A 16,479-nucleotide genomic window follows, 5' to 3' on the forward strand; every position below is an offset into this window, starting at 1 on the left:
AACGCCCGTGCCATGGCGTCGCGCCGAACGGGGCGAGCGGGGCAAACGTGGCATCAACAAAGCGACGCGCAGCGGGTCAATGGCGGCAGGTGGAGCACAGGCCGTACAGCTCCAGCTTGTGGGTCTGGATGGCGAAGCCGTGCCGGCGGGCGACCTCTTCCTGGAGCCGCTCGATGTCGCAGTTCTGAAACTCAACGATCCGCCCGCAGCCCGTGCAGATGAGGTGGTCGTGGTGGCCCTTGTGGGACACGTTGTCGTACTGGGTCTGGGCCCCGAAGTGCCGGGCCTGGGCGAGCCCCGCCTCGCAGAAGAGGTTCAGGGTCCGGTAGATGGTCGCCAACCCGATGTGGGAGTTCCGCTTCGACAGCATGGAATGCAGTTGCTCGGCCGTGACGTGCTCCTGCTTGAGAAAGGCCGTCAGGATCTGCTCCCGCTGCCGGGTCAGCTTCAACTGGTGTTTGGCCAGGTGCTGCTTGAGGAGGTCAATCTCTGGGGGTGCTTTGCCCATGGCGACCCGGTTTCAGGGGGGGACGTCATGGGTATTAAAGACTAAATTGAACAACCGGGTCAAGCACAGACCCGGGATCGCCGCTCCCGAGCCACGGCCCCGCGGCGGCTCGGCGCGCCGGTCCGGCCGCCGAGCCGCATTGACGGGCCTCCGATCGCCGGCCTATATTCGCTGGAGCGGCCTCGTCTGGGACGGGCTGGATTCTCCGGGGAGGGAGAAGGGCGCGGTGCGAACCCCCAACCAGATCACCGTGGATCGCGGACTGTTAGTCTATCTGCTGCACCTGGTCGAGCCCCACGGCCTCATGAGCGACGTGAAGCTCCAGCAACTGGCGTTCCTCTGCGAGCTACAGATGTTCGCCAAGGGGGTCAAGGGCTTTCATTTCGAATTCTTCCGCTATGCGTACGGCGCGTTCAGCAAGGACCTGGACAACGATCTGATGGCCTTGCGGCGCAAGGAACGGGTCGAGAACTTCAGCCTGGCTCCCACGGCGGAAGAGGCCCTGAAGGTGCTGGACGAGGCGGGCGAGAAGTCGGAGGGCAACGCGGCCGTGCTGGAGATCCTGCGGGCGGTGACCGGAACCTACGGTCCGCAGGACAGCAGCGCGATCATGCGGTCGGTCGAGCAGGTCGAGTTGAGCACGCCGGACCAACCCGACGTGAAGCTGCCGATTCGCGACATCTCGTTCCATTCGAGCCTGCTGGTGCCCGGCCGGATCCAAGTCGAGCAGGAGTTCACGCTGCCGGCCTCCCTGTTGGCCCGGCTGAACGCAGCGCTGGGCTAGTAGCGGATAGCGGAATAGCCAACAGCGAATCGCACAGAGCCGGACGGAGTCGCTGCCGGCTGCTCGCTATCAGCCACTCACGGCTAGCTTAATCCGTAGAGCTCGCCAAACTTTTCCTCGAGATAGCGCAGGAACGGCTCGGGGCTGAGTGACTGGCCGGTCACGCGCCGGAGGAGGTGGTCCGGAGTGAAGGTCCGGCCCCAACGGTGGATCTTGTGGTTGAGCCACTGCGTGAGGATCGTGAGCCGGCCTGCCTCGATCTCCGCCTCCAAAGTGGGGATCTCTCGCTTCGCCTGCTCGTAGAATTGCACCGCGTAGAGGTTCCCGAGCGTGTAGGTTGGAAAGTAGCCGATGGCGCCAAGGGACCAGTGGACGTCCTGGAGCACGCCGTCCGCGTCCTGCTCCGGCACGACGCCGAGGGTGCTTCGCATGGCCTCGTTCCACACCACTGGCAGGTCCTCGACGCGGATCCGATCCTCGACCAGCCCGCGCTCGATTTCGAACCGCAGCATGATATGTAAGTTGTAGGTCAGCTCGTCGGCCTCGACGCGGATCAACGAGGGCTTGACCCGGTTGACCGCCGCGTAGAACTGCTCCAGCCCGATGCCGCCGAGCTGGTCCGGAAAGGCCTGCTGGAGCAGGGGGAAAAAGCCGCGCCAAAACGGCCGGGACCGCCCCACGCAGTTTTCCCAGAGCCGGGACTGGCTCTCGTGGATGCCCAGCGACAGCGCCTCTCCCAGCGGGGTGCCATAGTGCTCGGGATCGAGCCCTTGGTCGTAGAGTCCGTGCCCGCCTTCGTGGAGGCAACTGAACAGGCAGGCCGGCAGCTCCTTCTCGTACACGCGGGTGGTCACGCGGACGTCGGTCGGGTGCAAGGAGGTCGTGAATGGGTGGGCGGAGAGATCCAGGCGGCCGCGATGGAAGTCATAGCCCATGGCGGTCAGGATCACGCGGCCGAACTCGACCTGCCGGGCCGGGTCGTAAGCGCGGTACAGCAGCTCGTCCTCGATCCGCACCGGTGCGGCCATGATGCGGTGGAGCAGCGGCACCAGCCGCGCACGGAGCGCGTCGAAGAGCGGAGTCAGTACCGCCACGCTCGTGCCCGGCTCGTAGGTGTCGAGTAGCGCATCGTAGGGCGAGTCCCGGTAGCCCAGGTAGCCCGCTTCCTCCCGCTTGAGTGCGAGGACGGTTCGCAGGTGGGGCAGAAAGAGCGCGAACTCGCTCCGCCGCCGCGCCTCCACCCAGATCTGCTGGGCCAGGGAGGTCGCGCGGCCGAGCCGCTCGACGAACTCGGAGGGGAGCTTCTTCGCGCGGCTGAAGTCGCGCCAGACTTCCCGCAGCAGGGCACGGGCCGGCTCGTTCCAGATGTCCTCCGCCAAATCCAGCACCTGGCCCGTCGCGAGGTCTACCCACTGGCTCAGCAGGGCCTCGATCTCGGGCGAGACGAGCTGGTCGTGGGCCAGGCGTTGGAGGGTCGCCAGTTGCTCGGCGCGCGCCGTGCCCCCGCCGGGTGGCATATAGGTCTCCTGGTCCCAGGAGAGCAGGGAGGCGGCGCTGGACAGGTGATAGATCTGCCGGAGCCGGATGATCAGGGGCTCGAGGGTGGCAAGGGTTTTCACGGTGACGTCTCCTTGGGGCTGATGCTATGATGCGGGGCCAGTGTACGCAAGGGCGAGCCGGCCCGGCAAGGGGCGCAGGACGCGCAAGGGGGAACTTGGGCGATTCGATGGTGCCGCCGCGTTGGAGGGAGTGATGAAGATCATCGTCGCGCCAGAGATCGAGGCCTATGCGGCGGCGCACTCGACGCCGGAGTCAGAGGTCCGCCGCGCACTGCGGGAGGAGACCGAGCGGACGATGGAGCTTCCCCAGATGCTGGTGGGGCCGCTGGAGGGCGCCTTCCTAGCGATGATGGCCCGCCTCGTCGGCGCGCGCCGGGTGCTGGAGATCGGCACCTTCACGGGCTACAGCGCCCTCTGCTTTGCCGAGGCGCTACCGGAAGACGGGCGCGTGGTCACCTGCGAGATTGATCCGGAGCCCGCCGCCGTCGCCCGCCGGTATTTCGCCCGAAGCTCTCACGGCCGGAAGATCGAACTGCGGCTGGGACCTGCGCTGGAGACCCTCCGGAACCTCGCCGGCCCCTTCGACGTGATCTTCATTGACGCAGACAAGGCGAACTACGTCAACTACTACCGGCGGGCCCTGGAGCTGGTCTCCCCGGACGGAGTCATCCTGATTGACAACGTGCTCTGGTCTGGCGAAGTGTTGATCCATCCCCCGCCGGACGAGCGGACCGCGACGATCCAAGAGCTGAATCGCCTAGTGGCCTCCGATCCGCGCGTCACCGCCGTCCTGGTGACGATCCGGGATGGGGTGTTAGTGGTGCGGCCGGTGCGGCGCGCGAGCATGCTGGAGGAATCCCGAGCCGCCACAGGAGCCTTCGAATGGGAAAGCCATCGGAAGCTGCGGCCTATGCCGCGCTCGTAACGGCCGCCGTCGTCTGGGGCGGCTCGATCGTCGGCCAGAAGTTCGCGCTGGGCTCCTTCTCGGCGGTGGAGACCTCGGTACTCCGGGGGCTGGGCGCGCTCGCCATCCTGATCCCGCTCTGGTGGTGGCAGGAAGGGGGCAAGGTCGCCTTCTCGCGAGCGGACTTGGCCGGCTTGACCGCTTTAGGCCTCGCGGTCCTGGGCAACCATCTGCTGACGCTCTTCGGCCTGCGCTACATCGGCGCGGCCGCGGCCGGCGTGATCATCGGAGCCAGTCCGGTCGTCACCGCGCTGCTGTCCTCCCTGATCATCCGGGATGTCCCCTTCCGGGTCGTGGCGGCTGGCTGCGCGGTCTCCTTCGCGGGGGTGGGCCTGGTGTCCTGGACCGAAGGCCAGGCGGTCGGGGAGAATCCCTGGCTGGGCGGCGTCCTGATCGTGCTGGGATTGGTGAGCTGGGCCCTCTACACCGTGGGTGGCCGGCGGACGATGGAACGCTTCTCGCCGCTCACCGTCAACTGGACCACGCTCCTACTCTCGATCCTCTTCCAGATTCCTCTGCTCTGGACCGATCAGCGCGTGATGACCGCGGGGCTCGCCTCGGTGCCCCTGGCCGGCTGGCTGGCGCTCGGCTACCTCATTGTCTTCGCCACGGCGCTGGGCCAACAGGCCTGGCTGTATGGCGTCCAGGGGATCGGCCCATCGCGGGCCGGGGTGTTTGTGAACCTGATCCCGGTCTCGGCCGTCATCCTCTCGGCTGTCATTCTCGACGAGCGGATCGGCCTCAAGGAGGTCCTGGGCATCGCACTGATCCTAGCCGGCGTCTGGCTGGTGAACTGGCAGTCTGCCCGGTACGCCGCGGGCCGCGAGCGGGTGCCTCGCTAGACCGCCTGGATCAGGATGGCTAACCGACGGTCTTAGGAGTGACAGCTCTCCTCGATCAGGCGGGCCATGATGCCGCACCGGCTGACTGCCTGGAACTTCAACTTCAGCTTGAGAATGTGGTCTCTGATGGTGTGCGGTGAGATACCCAGCTCCTGGGCCATTTCCTTGTAACTGGCGCCCTGCCGGACGTAATCGAGCACCTCGATCTCCCGGCTGGTCAGGTTGTAGGCATTCTTGAGGTAGGTGAGGTCGAGCGGGGTCCGCTTTGACTCGGATGTCGTGTCCACGACCACCAGGATCAGCGGCTCGCCTGCGGTCGCCGGCTCGAGGAGCAGGCCGCGCACGTGATGCAGGCAGGAACCGCGCCGCACGGAGACCGCCTCGGCGACGCAAGGACTCGGGGCCCGGCCACGGTCGGGACGCGGCTGGGCGAGCGCCCTGAGGCGCGCGCAGAGTTGCTGAATGTGGGGCTTGAGGTCTCGCTGTTCGGCCACCCGGCGGTGGCTTGCGGATGCCGGGCCTGCGGGTCTCGTGCGGCCGGAATACAGCGGTTGGCCTTTGAGATTACAGAGACAGACGAGGCGATCTTCCCACCGGGCACGCCACTTGCCGAACGGGGCGCCGCTCCTGGTTGCCGCGGGAGCGGTCGCGTGAGCCGGTGGGGTGTCGTTCCGACCCGTTGGCAGTCGGTCCGAAGACACGTCGCCGCGCTTGAGTTGGGGCGGGAATGAAGCGGGAGCCTTGCCGTCCGCGACAGATTCTCTCATAGACGCCTCCCAAGTTGGACGGGACGATCTTCGCCCCATCGCGATTCCCGATGCTCGTTCCTGGAGACGGGGCAAGGCCCGAGAGTCAGCCGGTTCGCCCCAGCCGATTGAATTCCCCCCGTTTGCAGACCCGGACGAAAGTTCTACGTGCTTTCACCAGCCCAGCAGTGGCCCGCCGCAAGGTCCCTGCCAGACGGGAGGCCATTCAACAGGTGGAAAACCGGCAGTCTTTGGTACATGGGGCGTGCCGGCCTTCGGCCAATCCGACAATTTTGTCGGCCAACCGACAAAATTGTCGGATTGGTACGCCAGAGAAGGCGGGCCTTACTGTACAGCTTGGACTATGGTATCGAGTCAACTGCTTAGCTTAGTGCAGGGCGGCGGACGCCTGACCGTGGCGGGCCGACGTCCGTGGCCGGGGCGGTCCTGTGTCCGGCCGTGAAACGGCAGGAGCGTTTAGGGTATGATACCGGCTCCCGATGCCGGGGAGGGGCCATGCTGCAGGAGCGGATCGAAGAGGTCACCAGGGCCAATCAGGAGTTCTACGCGGCGTTCGAGAGTCTGGACATCGGCCGGATGGACCGGATTTGGGCACACGAGGACTACGTCAACTGCATCCACCCCGGCTGGAATCTGCGGGCGGGCTGGCCGGCCGTGCGGGACTCATGGGTCCTCATTTTCAACAACACGTTCTTCATGAGATTCGAGCTGACGGAGGTGCAAGTGCATATCGCGGGGGACCTCGCCTGGGTCGTCTGCACGGAGAATATCACCAGCCGACAGGATGACGAGCCGCGGGTGAGCCGCGTGCTAGCCACGAATCTCTACGAGCGGTTCGGGCTCGAGTGGAAGATCATCCACCATCACGGCTCGCCCGTGATGGGCTGAGGGCCGCGCCGCCGGAGGGACTCGGGGAGTCGAGCGGATCGGCTGTGGGATCGCCTCAGGGGGCCGGCCGGACGGGGGGCGTCTGGGGCGTAGGTGGCTCCTCGGCCTTGACTGTCTTCCGCCACTCGGCGACGAGCGCGTCCCGCTCCTCCATCGTCAAGGCCGCATACTTGGCGAACATGCCAGGTCCGCGTTTGCGCCGCCAGGCCAGGTAGCTCAGAAAATGCGCTTTGCACAAGGAGCCCGTTCCCGCCGGAGCGTACACCCGCGCGGAACAGCCCTCGATCTGACAACCTTGCTCGTTCATGTGCGTCCTCCACGTCGGCGTTGTCTTGCGCAGCCGGAGCCGCGGACGGCGCCGACGCCGTCCTTGCGGCTGATGGGTGAAGGCGGTCTGGCGTGCAGTATGCCGGACTCACGGGGTCCGATGCAACGGCGGGCGCCGCGGCGAGCCCGCCCGCGCCCTTCTCAACCGGGAGCTCGATGGGAACGCAATGGAAACATCCGGAGCGGCTGACCCTCTTGCTGGTGCCCCTCCTCGGACTGTCGGCGGTTCTGTCTGGCTGTGAGGCCGGCCCCAGGCCGGGCCTGCCGGTCTCCAGCCCGTTTCCGGAGGAGGCCGCGTTGAGCCACGGCGTGGCGCTGGGCGACCTCACCAGCACCTCGGCCGTCCTGTGGGTGCGGACCGTCGGTTCCGCGAGCGTTCGGGTCGAGTGGACCCCTGAAACCGAACCGTCCCCGGACGGAGCGTCAGCCGGGCAGACGGGGCGCGGCGGCGGGGTGGTCTCAGGCCGGACAGAGCCGCGGCGGGATTTTACCGCATCGCTGCTGCTCTCCGAGCTGGCTCCGGGGACTCCGTACCGGTACCGGGTGTTCGTCTCGGCGGAGCAGGACGGGGAGCCTCCTCCAGGTGTGCCGGCGGCGATCGGCCGGTTTACCACGCCGCCAGCCGCGGAGGTCTCGCAGCCCGTGACGCTGCTCTGGGCGGGGGATCTGGGCGGCCAGCAACGGTGCCGCCGCCCAGAGGGCGGCTATGCGATTTTCGATCGCATGCTCGAGCGGCAACCAGCCTTCGCCCTGCTGCTCGGAGACCTGGTCTACAGCGACGACCGCTGTCCCTCGCCGCCCTCGGTGCCGGGCGGAGATTTTCTGGCGACGACGCTGAACGGGTTTCGGGCGAAGCATCGGTACCAGCGCGGGGACGCGGCCCTGCAACGGTTTCTCGCCGCGGTCCCCGTCTATGTCACCTGGGACGACCATGAGATCCGAAACAACTTCGCCGGCCCCTACGAGCCGCTGATGTCGCTCGGGCGCCAGGCGCTGTTCGAGTACTGGCCGATCGCGCCGTCCTCGGGCGAGCCGTACCGCCTTTACCGAAGCATCCGCTACGGCGCGGACCTGGAGATCTTCCTGCTGGACACCCGGCAGTACCGGAGCCGCAACAGCGACCCGGACGGGCCAGGGAAAACGATGCTGGGGGCCGCCCAGCGGTCCTGGCTGCTCGACGGGCTGGCCCGCTCCACCGCGACCTGGAAGGTCATCGCCACGAGCGTGCCGCTGGCCATTCCCAAGCCTGGCTCCCCAACCGCGCCGGGATACGATAGCTGGGCGCGGGGAGCGGACGGCACGGGGTTTCAGACCGAGCTGAAGACGATCGTCGCGGCGATGCTCGAGCGCCGAATTCGCAACGTGGTCTGGTTGTCCGCGGACGTGCACTATGTCCAGATCAACGAATATGACCCGGACCGGGATGGGGTGCCCGACTTCCGGGAGTTTATCGCGGGGCCGCTCGCCGCAGCCCCGGGTCTGCTGCGCCCGCTCGACCCCGAGCTCAATCCCACGACCCTGTACACTGAGAGTGGGTATTTCAACTTCGGATTGCTGTCCATCCGGGGGCCCGAGCTGCGAGTGGCCATCGTGGACGAGGCGGGGAGCACGCGCTTCGAGCGAGCGTTCCGTGCTCGTGAGGACAGGTGAGGCCCCCGGCGGCGGCGATCGCGGGCGCTAACGTGGAACTTCCCCTTGCAATGGAGCGGTCACACCGGGTAGGGTAGCGCCCGTTCGCCGTGGCGGAGGGAGGTCCCTTCGCGCGGGTAGGGGAAGGAGACACTGAGATGGCAGGACTGATGACGGCGAGCGATGTCTTCGAGAAGGCGCGGGCGGCGGCCCTGGCGGCGACGGGGCCGGACGAGCGGGCGCTGCAAATTGACTACGACGCGCTGAAAGTGCAGATCGAACGGGCGTTGGGCGACCGGAAGGTCGCGCTCGTGCACGTCAACAAGTTTCTTCCCGAAGGGTACGAGGATCAGGGCCGCTTCAACCTGGTGCTGCTGACGGCCGGCCAGGTGATCTACGACATGGTGATCGGCGACCAGTACTTCCGCTATGACGTGGTGTCGGCGGCCGATCTGGACAAGGTGCAGGTGATTGACGCGGTCTGGGAGAACCGCGAGAAGCGCCGGGAAGAGCCCTTCCTCAGCCTCCGCCTCGCACATCGAGACGAGATGCACCTGCTGCTGGCGCTCGATGACGAGGAGCGCAAGAGCCTCCATGCCTTCGCCCAGGCCGTCGCCGCCGCGCGCCACCCGGAGCGGTAGCCGCTTCAGAGGAAGCACGTGTCACAGCGGGTTGCTCACAGGTGGCCGACCATGCGGCGTCCGGCAAGACGATCCGGCTGGCTGCTCGCGCTCACCTGGATCGCGCTGGCGCTGAGCGTGACGGCCTCCGCCGACGTCGTTGAAGACCTGGTCTTCGAAGAGGCCAATCCTTATGCGGCTTCAGCCGCCGTGCCGCCTGACGAGGATGATGGCATCTCCAACGTTTGGGTCTCACCTTCTGAGAACCAGCTCGCCTCCACGACGAAGGCGCGCGGCGCTCTTGCCGAGCCCGTGGCCGCCTATGCCGGGGCGATACGCGGAGAAGTCTCAACCGCACCGACCGGCCGACCGATTATGAGGCGAGCCAACAGGGCCTGCCCGCTCTCCCCACTCCGTATCTGATTCCGTTTCCTCCTGCGTTCTCCAAATCTCTCCGCATCTATCCATCCAAGCGTTCTGTCCCGTCGGTCGGACGGAGAGGAGGGGCGTCATGCGGGGCACGCCTCAAATGCGCTGGCTGTTGCTCGTCATAGTGCTCGCAGCGGGTGAGTCGCAGATGACCGGGTGTTGGGCCACGAACTCGGTCAGGGTTCCCGAGCGAGACCGTCCCAGGCTTGCGGTGCTGGGCTTCGACCTGGACGTGGACATCACATCGCTATCTGCCATCCGGTCGGTCGAGGAAGCGTTGCCTCCTGAGCGAGAAGCCTTGCTGGTCGCGCAGGCGGTCCGGGAGATCCGCGAGGAGGCTCGCCACCTGTTGTACAGCGGGCTGAAGTCAGGCGAGCAGTTTCGGCTGGTGTCCCTCGAGGAAACCGACGCAGTGCGCCACGCCCTCGGGATCGAGCGCGACGCTTCGCTCACGACTGCACAGGTGCGGAAGCTGCGGGAATACTTGGACGCGGATCTGGTTGTGCGCGGAGCTGTGCTCGATTACGGCAAGGTCCGGTGGCAATGGGCGGCCGCGGGGATGCTGGGGGATATGCTATGGGAGACCGTGGTCATCGGGGTGGCCACCGCGTGGAATCCCGCGATCATCTTGGGGAACGTCGGCTTCGAGCTCCTGACCAGCACGCCGGTCTGGTTCGGCGGAGCCTATCTCTTCGGAGTGGCCTGCCGCCCTGTGCGCGTCGAAGCCGAGGCCATCGAGACCCAGGAGGGGACCCGGGTGTGGAGCAAGATGGCGGTGGCCACCTGCGCCTGGGGTCGGCTGAAGGCACTGCCTGCGAGCGAGCGAACGAAGAAGGAGGCCCAGCTTCGGCTCAATCTCTCGACGGCCATGCGGAGCCTGGCGGAGTCGCTCGACGGAGCCGGGCTGACCCGCGAAGCCCTCTGGGAGATGCGCCTGCCGGAGCCGCCGCCGGCGGCGTTCTGAGCGGGGTCATGCGGCGGGCCGGCTCGATGCCGTCCAGATTGACAAGCAAAACTGCCGCGGTTGACAACTGGTTGACGATCTAGCAGCCCACCGTGTCGAGGCCATGATCCGGTGCGCATCGTCGCTGTACGCCTTGACCACCGCGGCAAAGCCGGGAGGGACAAGCTCGCCCTGATGCGCCGGTGCGTCGCCATGTGCAGCCCTCCGCGGGCCCAACGCCCGCGGTCAGCCGCAGCGGCCCCATGCCCTCGTGACGTCAACCCCGCCGTGCTAACGACATCCTCCGGCAAGGGAAGGCGCTCAAGTGCTCGGGGTTCCACCTTAATACAGCCGGAGCCATAGGACTTGCCAACGAGCGACAGGTTCTTCAGCGTCGCGGGGTCATTGAGTACGGACCATAGCCTCTCTAGAAAGGCCGGGTCGTCTGACCGGGGGTAGACACACAGGAACCCGGTGAGTGGTACCACGTTTGCCAGGTTCCTCACGAACCGAGCATTCCGGCGACCGAGGTAGGCAAACAGGATAGGCGGAGCCTTTCTCACCTCCATCTTGTACCAGGGCCGCCGGGACGCAATGAGTGGCCGCTCAGCAAGCCCCTTCCGCTCGCCCACCTCCAGATACCGCCGCACGGTCGCTGGGAAACGATCGAGTGGGCGACCGTCCGGGCAGAACAGCAGTGTTGGCCGGTCCGAACTATCGAGCGCCGCCAAGAGCTGCTCGTCAATCACATCGCCCGGCACGTCCCGCGTGCGGCCGATCGCCCGCACCAGGAAGGTTCGCGGAATCGCCAGGGCTTGGACCTGCTTTTGCGTCAGGAAGAAGAAGTCATTCGCCCCAGTGGCAATGCCCCGCAGGACTGTCGCGAAATCCACAAGCGAGGGGCCTGCCGGTGTAACCTCGCGTGGAGGCCGCGACAGGCCAGTGGTCAACCCTTCAGCCAGGTTGCGCCGGTGGACGACGAGGCCGCGTGTGGGGCGATACCGAAACTGGGAGAGCGTCCACCGCTTCAGCGCATCGGTACCCGCCTCAGTGCAGCGCGCCCACAGGAGCTCCGGCGCCGGTGCCGTCCGACGAATCATGAAGATCAGCGCGTTCGTGTCTACCCTCGGGAACGGTGAGGCTTCGGCGTCGAAGGTCACCACGGCGTCAATCCGGTAGTGCCGGCTCACCCATTCCCAGAGGATAGGAGCAAACACGCCTTCGCAGGTGTCAGCCGGCATGATGAAGGCGAGCCGCCCCCGCTCGGGGGCGAGGAGCTGCAGTGCGCGGAGCAGGAAATAGATGTAAACCTGAATCCGGCGCCAGGTAATGACAAGATCCTCTGCTGACGCGCATTCTCGGGCCGCTGGCGCCCCTTCGGGGGAGTTGAGCGAAAGCTATCATTGTGTTAGCTTTGGCTCAAATGCCGCGGGGGCCCCGGAAGCTCACGATCAGGTTCGGTGCCGCGTCGCTGACGCATTACGGCGGCGTCTACCTGCTGCATCGCTTCTTGTCCCGGATTGGCTTCAAGGACGCGATCGCCCGACATGTCCGAGTGGTCCAGCGGAACAACCGGTACAGCATGGGCGAGATGCTGCTCGCCCTGCTGTACCCCATGATCCTCGGGCTCGAACGGATCGAAACCACGCAGTTGCTGCGGCAGAATGGCGTATTCCAGTCTCTCACCGGCCTGCCGAGCTATCCAGAGGCGACCACGCTCCGCCGCTTCCTGCTGCGGGTGGCCCCGACGGCGCTCCCGAAGGTGCGCGCCCTGCACGACAGCTTTCTGCGCCGGATGACCGTTCGGCCGCGGCCCCCGACCCGGCTGATCTTGGACGTGGACTCCACCGTGCTGGTGGTCTATGGCCGTCAGGAGCAAGCTCGGATCGGCTACAACCCGGTCAAGCGGGGCCGGCCGTCGTATCACCCCTTGCTCTGCTTCGAGGGACAGACCAAAGATTTCTGGCACGGCGAGTTGCGGCCAGGGGATGCGCATACCGCCAGCGGGACGCTCGACCTCCTCGCGGCGTGCTTCGCGAAGATCCCGGCCGGGGTCCGGTTGACGATTGTCCGCGCGGACAAAGGGTTTTACGACCACAAGCTGATCGAGTGGCTGGAAGAACACAGGGCCCGATTTGTGATCGTGGCTCGCCTGACCGCCCCGATCAAGCGCAAACTGTCGGGTCTGCGGTACGTCAGTCCCAGTCGAGGCATCGAGGTGGCCGAGTTCCGCTACCAGCCTACCCGCTGGCCCCATCCCTGTCGGTTCGTCGTGATCCGTCGCCCGCAGGCCGAAGAGCCCACCGCCCAGCTGACACTCTTCAAGCTCGGCAAGTACCACTACCAGGTCCTCGTCACGAATCTCCCGTTGCGACCCCTCAACCTCTGGCGGTTCTACAACGATCGCGCCGGAGTCGAGTTGCTCATCAAACAGCTCAAGGGAGATTACGCGTTGGGCAGCATTCCCACCCGTCACTTCTTTGCCAACGAGACCTACTTCCATCTTCTTCTGCTAGCCTACAACCTCGTCAACTGGTTCAAGCGACTCTGCTTGCCTCTGGAATTCCAGAACGCCACCCTTCAGACCTTGCGTCAGCGGATCCTCTCCATGCCCGCCCAGTTGCGGCGCGCTCGCAATCGTCCCACCCTGACCTTACCGGCCAGCGGCTATCGAGAGGCCGCGTGGAAGTACGCCCTGCATCAGATCCAGCGACTTAGGCTGTGACGCCCGCGCTTTTCACGCCGGATTCAGGGTAAATGTCAAGACTTCATCTGACGGTCACGGAGTCCTCGCCCTCATCGGTTATGCCGCGATCATCTTCTCCTTCGCCAAGGGCACACTGTCGAGAAACGTCTGCATCGGGGTCTTGCCAGAGCACCAGCGCCCTTGGTGGGGCCGCCGTTCGTTGTACTCCTGAACCCAGGCATCCAGGTCGGCTTGCAGTTCCTCCAGGCTGCGATAGATCTTCTTGCGGAAGGCCACCCGGTCGAACTCGTTGAGCAGGGTCTTGTGGACGCGCTCGCCGATCCCCTTGGGCTGCGGGCTCTGGGTCTTGGTCCGGGTGTGGTCGAGGTGCTCCACCGCCAACGAGCGTTCGTCCTCGTGCCGGTCCGGGGCCCCACAGCACTCGGTCCCCCGATCGGTGAGGATCCGGCTCAGCGGGATGCCATGCGCCTCAACGAACGGCCGCACCCGATCGTTGAGGAGATCCGCCGCCGTGATCGGCGTCTTGCGGTCAGAGAGCTTGGCGAAGCTGACCTTGCTGTCGGGATCGATGAAGGTCTGCTGAGAGCTGCGGCCCACCCCCTTGAGCGTCCCGACGGAGCAGGGATGCTGCGCCCCACAGGATCCGGGGCACTCGCTCTCGAACTCCCCATGGGCTTCTTGGTCCCCCTTCGCCTTCTCCAGGGCCACCACCTGGGCCTCGGTCAGCACGAGCCCCTCTTGCGCCACCTTCGCCTCCAGCGCCTTGAGCCGCTTGCGCATGGTCTCCAGGTCGTGCCGGAGCCAGAGGCCCCGGACGCCGGCCGGGGAGACCGTCAGCCCCTGGCGGCGCAGCTCATTGGCCACCCGGACTTGGCCCCAGGCCGGCTGCTCGATCGCCAGGTGCACGACCGCCTCCTCGACCTCGGCCGGCACGCGGTTCTTCAGAATCGGCTTGCGCCGGGAGATCTCCGCCAGGGCCGCCTCGCCCCCGGTCTCGTCGAGCTCCTTGAACCGGTAGAAGCTATCCCGGCTGTAGCCCATGATCCGGCAGGCCTTTGACACGTTGCCCAGTTGCTTCGCCAGCTCCAACAACCCCAGCTTGGTCTTCAGAATCTTCTGCTCCGTCGTCATCGTCCTCGCTCCTTTCTCCCCCAGGGGGAACAGCGAGGATTCTACCTGACTGTCAGATTAAATTCTAGCACATACAGCTCAGGGTGAGGTACAGCGCGTCGGCCTGCTGGTCCACTTTGAGCTTCATGGCGTAGCTCTCCTTCGATCAAAGAATGCCGTCACGACGATGGGCGGTGTTTTCTTGCCATTGTCACGCGCAACACCCGGTTGCCAAACTCTGGAATCTGGGCCAGCCGGTGTTCCAGATCCGGGTCCACCCGGTCGGCCTCGGTCACCTCCGGTGTGTTCAAGGCCCGTTCCACCCAGGCAAGCGCAATCTGCCGTTTTTGCAAAGCATCCTGGGCGTGTTCCGTGAGCACGTAATCCATCAGGCCGCCCCGTTCAAGTCGATGACCTTCAGGCTCTCAATGCCCCGGTCGTCCACGATCTTGACCGCGATTCGCTGGTGTTCCCCCGCCTCGAAGGGCAGCGACACCGTGCCCCGGTAGGCCTCGATCAACTCCTCACCGATTTCGGCCTTGAGATTCTTTGCGAGCCGCGCCCAGCCTTCCTTCTCGCCCGCCATCGGGAAGAACACCTGGCGCGGATAGAGGCTGCGGCCGTCGTCCCTGTTGGTACTTCCCATCGCATCACGGTTCAATGCCAATGAGCACAAGTGGCACTGCCGGGACACCTCGGCCTTGGCGAACAACATTGTAGAACTCGCCCTCGTAATAAGCGACGCCTGAACTCATCTGGCTTTGCAAGGACTTCATCGGGAGAATCTCGACGCCGACGTCAATACGATCACCGACATAGAAGGCCAGATGCTTCACGAAGAGATCATAAGCAACGAACGCATACTTGCCGAATTGAACCTCAACGGCTACCCGGTCCTTAACGAAATCTGTCTGGTTGTAACTAAAGATCGGTGTTTCGCCTGCCGCTTCGATTTCCCGTTTCTGTTCCTCGGCCGACATGGTAAGCGTCTTCCGAATCAACTTCTCGCTTCGGGTAACCCAGTAGCTGACACGGCTCTCCTCCCAAGAGCTTGAGGTTGTCAAGTTCTTAGTTGAAATTACGTTGTGGCTCATGGTTGATGATGTCATGCCGCGGCCTGCTCCTGCTGCCCGGCGTCCTGCTCGACTTCGATGTGTTTCACCACGACCGCGATCTGTCGCAACCCTTTCACTCGTTTGAAGCCCTGCTCGCAGTGCATCAGCACGGTCGCCAACCAGCGCTGACGCATCGTGCTGTTCCGGTAGCGCTTGATATTGCCTTCGCAATCCCGCACCGTCGAGAACCTGCGTTCGATCGGGTTCGTCGAGTGCAGGGTCTTGCGCAGCAGTGCTGGCCCCTGCAGGCGATGCAGCGTCAGCAACTCCTCGAACGCTTCGAGCAAGGAGTCCGCGGCTGACTCGTTGATCCGGCGCAGCCACTGCTCGAAGTCCGCGAACATCGCCTTCGCGTCGTCGTAGCGGTTCTGCTCCAAGGCCATCTGGAACCGGCGATGCGCCTCCTTCCGGTACCGCTTCGGGAGATGCTTCTGGATGTTGCGATCCTTGTGGCTGGGGCCCCGTTGGTGCACCAGCTTCTTGCCGTGGCGCGCCTTCAGCGCCTTGATGATGCCCTTGCCCCCATCGGTGATAGAGCGCACCCGCGTGGACAGCGTCAGCCCCCGCCGCTCCAGGTCGGCCAGCAGGCCCTCGCAGATCTCGTGGTTCTCCGTTGCGCCTTCCCAGAACCCCAGGGCGCGCTTCTGCCCGCTCAGGTCGATGCCCAGCGCCACGATGAAGGCCTGGCCCCCGCGGTGGATCGTGTCGAGGAACAGGGCGAACACCTCGAAGTCCTCGAGCCGGCGTTCCCGGAACTCGCGCCGCTGCTTCGCCGTGGCTTCGACGAGATGGCGCGAGTCCCGCGCTCGCGGACACGCCGAAGGCACGGCCGGCGGCGGTCACGGTCTCCTCATACTTGCGGGCTGACATCCCCCGCAGCACCTCTCCCAAAAGTTCTTCCGAGAAGCCGCCGCGCTGCTTCAACTGCTCGTAGCTCCGCAACGTGCGCTCGCCGTCAGGACCGCGTCACCGGGGATGCACCACGCGCAGTTTCTGGTCGCCGACGTAGATCGAGCCAGGCTGGCTCGCCCACTTCCGAAGCTCACGCGAGGTCGGATGGTAGTCCGGACCCGCTTGCTGCTCGCGCTCCATGGACATGATTGTCTCCGCCACCAGGCGTCCGATGTCCAGCAGCGCGGCATCGAGCGCCTGTTTGCCTCCCAGCATCACCTGCACCATCCGGTCCATCCACCACGGCTTCTCCTGGATCTCCTGCAACGCCTGGATGGCCTTCTTCCTCTGCTTCGTGTCCGGTCTCATCGCGGTGACTCCTTTCGTGTGCAGATC

15 protein-coding genes and 3 pseudogenes are annotated in these 16,479 nt (G+C 65.5%); 9 read left to right on the forward strand and 9 right to left on the reverse strand.

Translation table 11 applies throughout. The annotated features are described in order from the left end of the window. Positions 1-76 precede the first annotated feature (76 nt). Complete coding sequence (locus ACWHYQ_RS02185; protein WP_447974124.1) at positions 77-508, reverse strand: Fur family transcriptional regulator; 432 nt, start codon at positions 506-508, stop codon at positions 77-79. A gap of 226 nt (positions 509-734) precedes the next feature. Between ACWHYQ_RS02185 and ACWHYQ_RS02190 the strand changes: the two genes are divergently transcribed. Beyond that, a complete protein-coding gene (locus ACWHYQ_RS02190; protein WP_447974125.1) occupies positions 735-1,292 on the forward strand; it encodes a hypothetical protein in 558 nt (185 codons plus the stop codon). A gap of 83 nt (positions 1,293-1,375) precedes the next feature. Here ACWHYQ_RS02190 and ACWHYQ_RS02195 read toward each other — a convergent pair whose 3' ends face one another. After that, the gene (locus ACWHYQ_RS02195; RefSeq protein WP_447974126.1) at positions 1,376-2,911 is read right to left on the reverse strand and encodes a carboxypeptidase M32; all 1,536 of its coding nucleotides are present in this window, start codon (positions 2,909-2,911) and stop codon (positions 1,376-1,378) included. Positions 2,912-3,044: 133 nt separating this feature from the next. Between ACWHYQ_RS02195 and ACWHYQ_RS02200 the strand changes: the two genes are divergently transcribed. After that, on the forward strand, positions 3,045-3,776 hold the full coding sequence (locus ACWHYQ_RS02200) for an O-methyltransferase (RefSeq protein ID WP_447974127.1): 732 nt from the start codon (positions 3,045-3,047) through the stop codon (positions 3,774-3,776). Beyond that, positions 3,734-4,657, forward strand: coding sequence for a DMT family transporter (locus ACWHYQ_RS02205; RefSeq protein ID WP_447974128.1), 924 nt, complete (start codon positions 3,734-3,736; stop codon positions 4,655-4,657). The genes ACWHYQ_RS02200 and ACWHYQ_RS02205 overlap by 43 nt, the downstream gene beginning before the upstream one ends. A gap of 32 nt (positions 4,658-4,689) precedes the next feature. On the opposite strand, the gene ACWHYQ_RS02210 is transcribed toward ACWHYQ_RS02205, so the two are convergent. Further along, entirely contained in the window at positions 4,690-5,028 is a 339-nt protein-coding gene (locus ACWHYQ_RS02210; protein WP_447974129.1) for a response regulator transcription factor, read from the reverse strand. An 891-nt stretch (positions 5,029-5,919) separates the two neighbouring features. On the opposite strand from ACWHYQ_RS02210, the gene ACWHYQ_RS02215 reads away from it, so the two are divergent. Then, complete coding sequence (locus ACWHYQ_RS02215; protein ID WP_447974130.1) at positions 5,920-6,312, forward strand: nuclear transport factor 2 family protein; 393 nt, start codon at positions 5,920-5,922, stop codon at positions 6,310-6,312. Positions 6,313-6,367: 55 nt separating this feature from the next. On the opposite strand, the gene ACWHYQ_RS02220 is transcribed toward ACWHYQ_RS02215, so the two are convergent. Further along, entirely contained in the window at positions 6,368-6,619 is a 252-nt protein-coding gene (locus tag ACWHYQ_RS02220; protein ID WP_447974131.1) for a hypothetical protein, read from the reverse strand. A 176-nt stretch (positions 6,620-6,795) separates the two neighbouring features. Here ACWHYQ_RS02220 and ACWHYQ_RS02225 point away from each other — a divergent pair, with 176 nt between their 5' ends. The 5 genes from ACWHYQ_RS02225 to ACWHYQ_RS02245 all read left to right on the forward strand — a co-directional run bounded on the left by ACWHYQ_RS02225 (position 6,796) and on the right by ACWHYQ_RS02245 (position 12,985). Beyond that, the gene (locus ACWHYQ_RS02225) at positions 6,796-8,289 is read left to right on the forward strand and encodes an alkaline phosphatase D family protein (protein WP_447974132.1); all 1,494 of its coding nucleotides are present in this window, start codon (positions 6,796-6,798) and stop codon (positions 8,287-8,289) included. 137 nt (positions 8,290-8,426) lie between these two features. Further along, the gene (locus ACWHYQ_RS02230) at positions 8,427-8,909 is read left to right on the forward strand and encodes a hypothetical protein (protein WP_447974133.1); all 483 of its coding nucleotides are present in this window, start codon (positions 8,427-8,429) and stop codon (positions 8,907-8,909) included. A gap of 51 nt (positions 8,910-8,960) precedes the next feature. Beyond that, complete coding sequence (locus tag ACWHYQ_RS02235; RefSeq protein WP_447974134.1) at positions 8,961-9,311, forward strand: hypothetical protein; 351 nt, start codon at positions 8,961-8,963, stop codon at positions 9,309-9,311. An 88-nt stretch (positions 9,312-9,399) separates the two neighbouring features. Further along, positions 9,400-10,281: a hypothetical protein gene (locus ACWHYQ_RS02240; protein ID WP_447974135.1), complete on the forward strand. Its 882-nt coding sequence runs from the start codon at positions 9,400-9,402 to the stop codon at positions 10,279-10,281. Between the two features lie 1,402 nt (positions 10,282-11,683). After that, a complete protein-coding gene (locus ACWHYQ_RS02245) occupies positions 11,684-12,985 on the forward strand; it encodes an IS1380 family transposase (protein WP_447972544.1) in 1,302 nt (433 codons plus the stop codon). Positions 12,986-13,063: 78 nt separating this feature from the next. On the opposite strand, the gene ACWHYQ_RS02250 is transcribed toward ACWHYQ_RS02245, so the two are convergent. The 5 genes and pseudogenes from ACWHYQ_RS02250 to ACWHYQ_RS02270 all read right to left on the reverse strand — a co-directional run bounded on the left by ACWHYQ_RS02250 (position 13,064) and on the right by ACWHYQ_RS02270 (position 16,452). Next, positions 13,064-14,098, reverse strand: a complete 1,035-nt coding sequence (locus tag ACWHYQ_RS02250) for an IS481 family transposase (RefSeq protein ID WP_447974136.1) — start codon at positions 14,096-14,098, stop codon at positions 13,064-13,066. Between the two features lie 158 nt (positions 14,099-14,256). Continuing rightward, positions 14,257-14,466 carry a DUF4258 domain-containing protein gene (locus tag ACWHYQ_RS02255; RefSeq protein ID WP_447974137.1) on the reverse strand — a complete coding sequence of 70 codons (210 nt, stop codon included), beginning with the start codon at positions 14,464-14,466 and terminating at the stop codon, positions 14,257-14,259. Continuing rightward, positions 14,466-14,702 (reverse strand): annotated as a pseudogene (locus tag ACWHYQ_RS02260) (hypothetical protein); the annotation flags it as partial. The pseudogene ACWHYQ_RS02260 and the gene ACWHYQ_RS02255, both read right to left, overlap by 1 nt. A gap of 25 nt (positions 14,703-14,727) precedes the next feature. After that, positions 14,728-15,123 (reverse strand): annotated as a pseudogene (locus ACWHYQ_RS02265) (BglII/BstYI family type II restriction endonuclease); the annotation flags it as partial. A gap of 59 nt (positions 15,124-15,182) precedes the next feature. Beyond that, positions 15,183-16,452, reverse strand: a pseudogene (locus tag ACWHYQ_RS02270) (IS256 family transposase). Positions 16,453-16,479: the final 27 nt, after the last annotated feature.

The sequence above is a fragment of the Nitrospira sp. Kam-Ns4a genome, from assembly GCF_965152595.1.

What these genes read in the sequence shown, in the direction of transcription:
- ACWHYQ_RS02185 (WP_447974124.1), bottom strand. Translation starts at nt 508, where the DNA reads ATGGGCAAAGCACCCCCAGAGATTGACCTCCTCAAGCAGCACCTGGCC.
- ACWHYQ_RS02200 (WP_447974127.1), top strand. Translation starts at nt 3,045, where the DNA reads ATGAAGATCATCGTCGCGCCAGAGATCGAGGCCTATGCGGCGGCGCAC.
- ACWHYQ_RS02205 (WP_447974128.1), top strand. Translation starts at nt 3,734, where the DNA reads ATGGGAAAGCCATCGGAAGCTGCGGCCTATGCCGCGCTCGTAACGGCC.
- ACWHYQ_RS02215 (WP_447974130.1), top strand. Translation starts at nt 5,920, where the DNA reads ATGCTGCAGGAGCGGATCGAAGAGGTCACCAGGGCCAATCAGGAGTTC.
- ACWHYQ_RS02220 (WP_447974131.1), bottom strand. Translation starts at nt 6,619, where the DNA reads ATGAACGAGCAAGGTTGTCAGATCGAGGGCTGTTCCGCGCGGGTGTAC.
- ACWHYQ_RS02225 (WP_447974132.1), top strand. Translation starts at nt 6,796, where the DNA reads ATGGGAACGCAATGGAAACATCCGGAGCGGCTGACCCTCTTGCTGGTG.
- ACWHYQ_RS02230 (WP_447974133.1), top strand. Translation starts at nt 8,427, where the DNA reads ATGGCAGGACTGATGACGGCGAGCGATGTCTTCGAGAAGGCGCGGGCG.
- ACWHYQ_RS02235 (WP_447974134.1), top strand. Translation starts at nt 8,961, where the DNA reads ATGCGGCGTCCGGCAAGACGATCCGGCTGGCTGCTCGCGCTCACCTGG.
- ACWHYQ_RS02240 (WP_447974135.1), top strand. Translation starts at nt 9,400, where the DNA reads ATGCGGGGCACGCCTCAAATGCGCTGGCTGTTGCTCGTCATAGTGCTC.
- ACWHYQ_RS02245 (WP_447972544.1), top strand. Translation starts at nt 11,684, where the DNA reads ATGCCGCGGGGGCCCCGGAAGCTCACGATCAGGTTCGGTGCCGCGTCG.
- ACWHYQ_RS02250 (WP_447974136.1), bottom strand. Translation starts at nt 14,098, where the DNA reads ATGACGACGGAGCAGAAGATTCTGAAGACCAAGCTGGGGTTGTTGGAG.
- ACWHYQ_RS02255 (WP_447974137.1), bottom strand. Translation starts at nt 14,466, where the DNA reads ATGGATTACGTGCTCACGGAACACGCCCAGGATGCTTTGCAAAAACGG.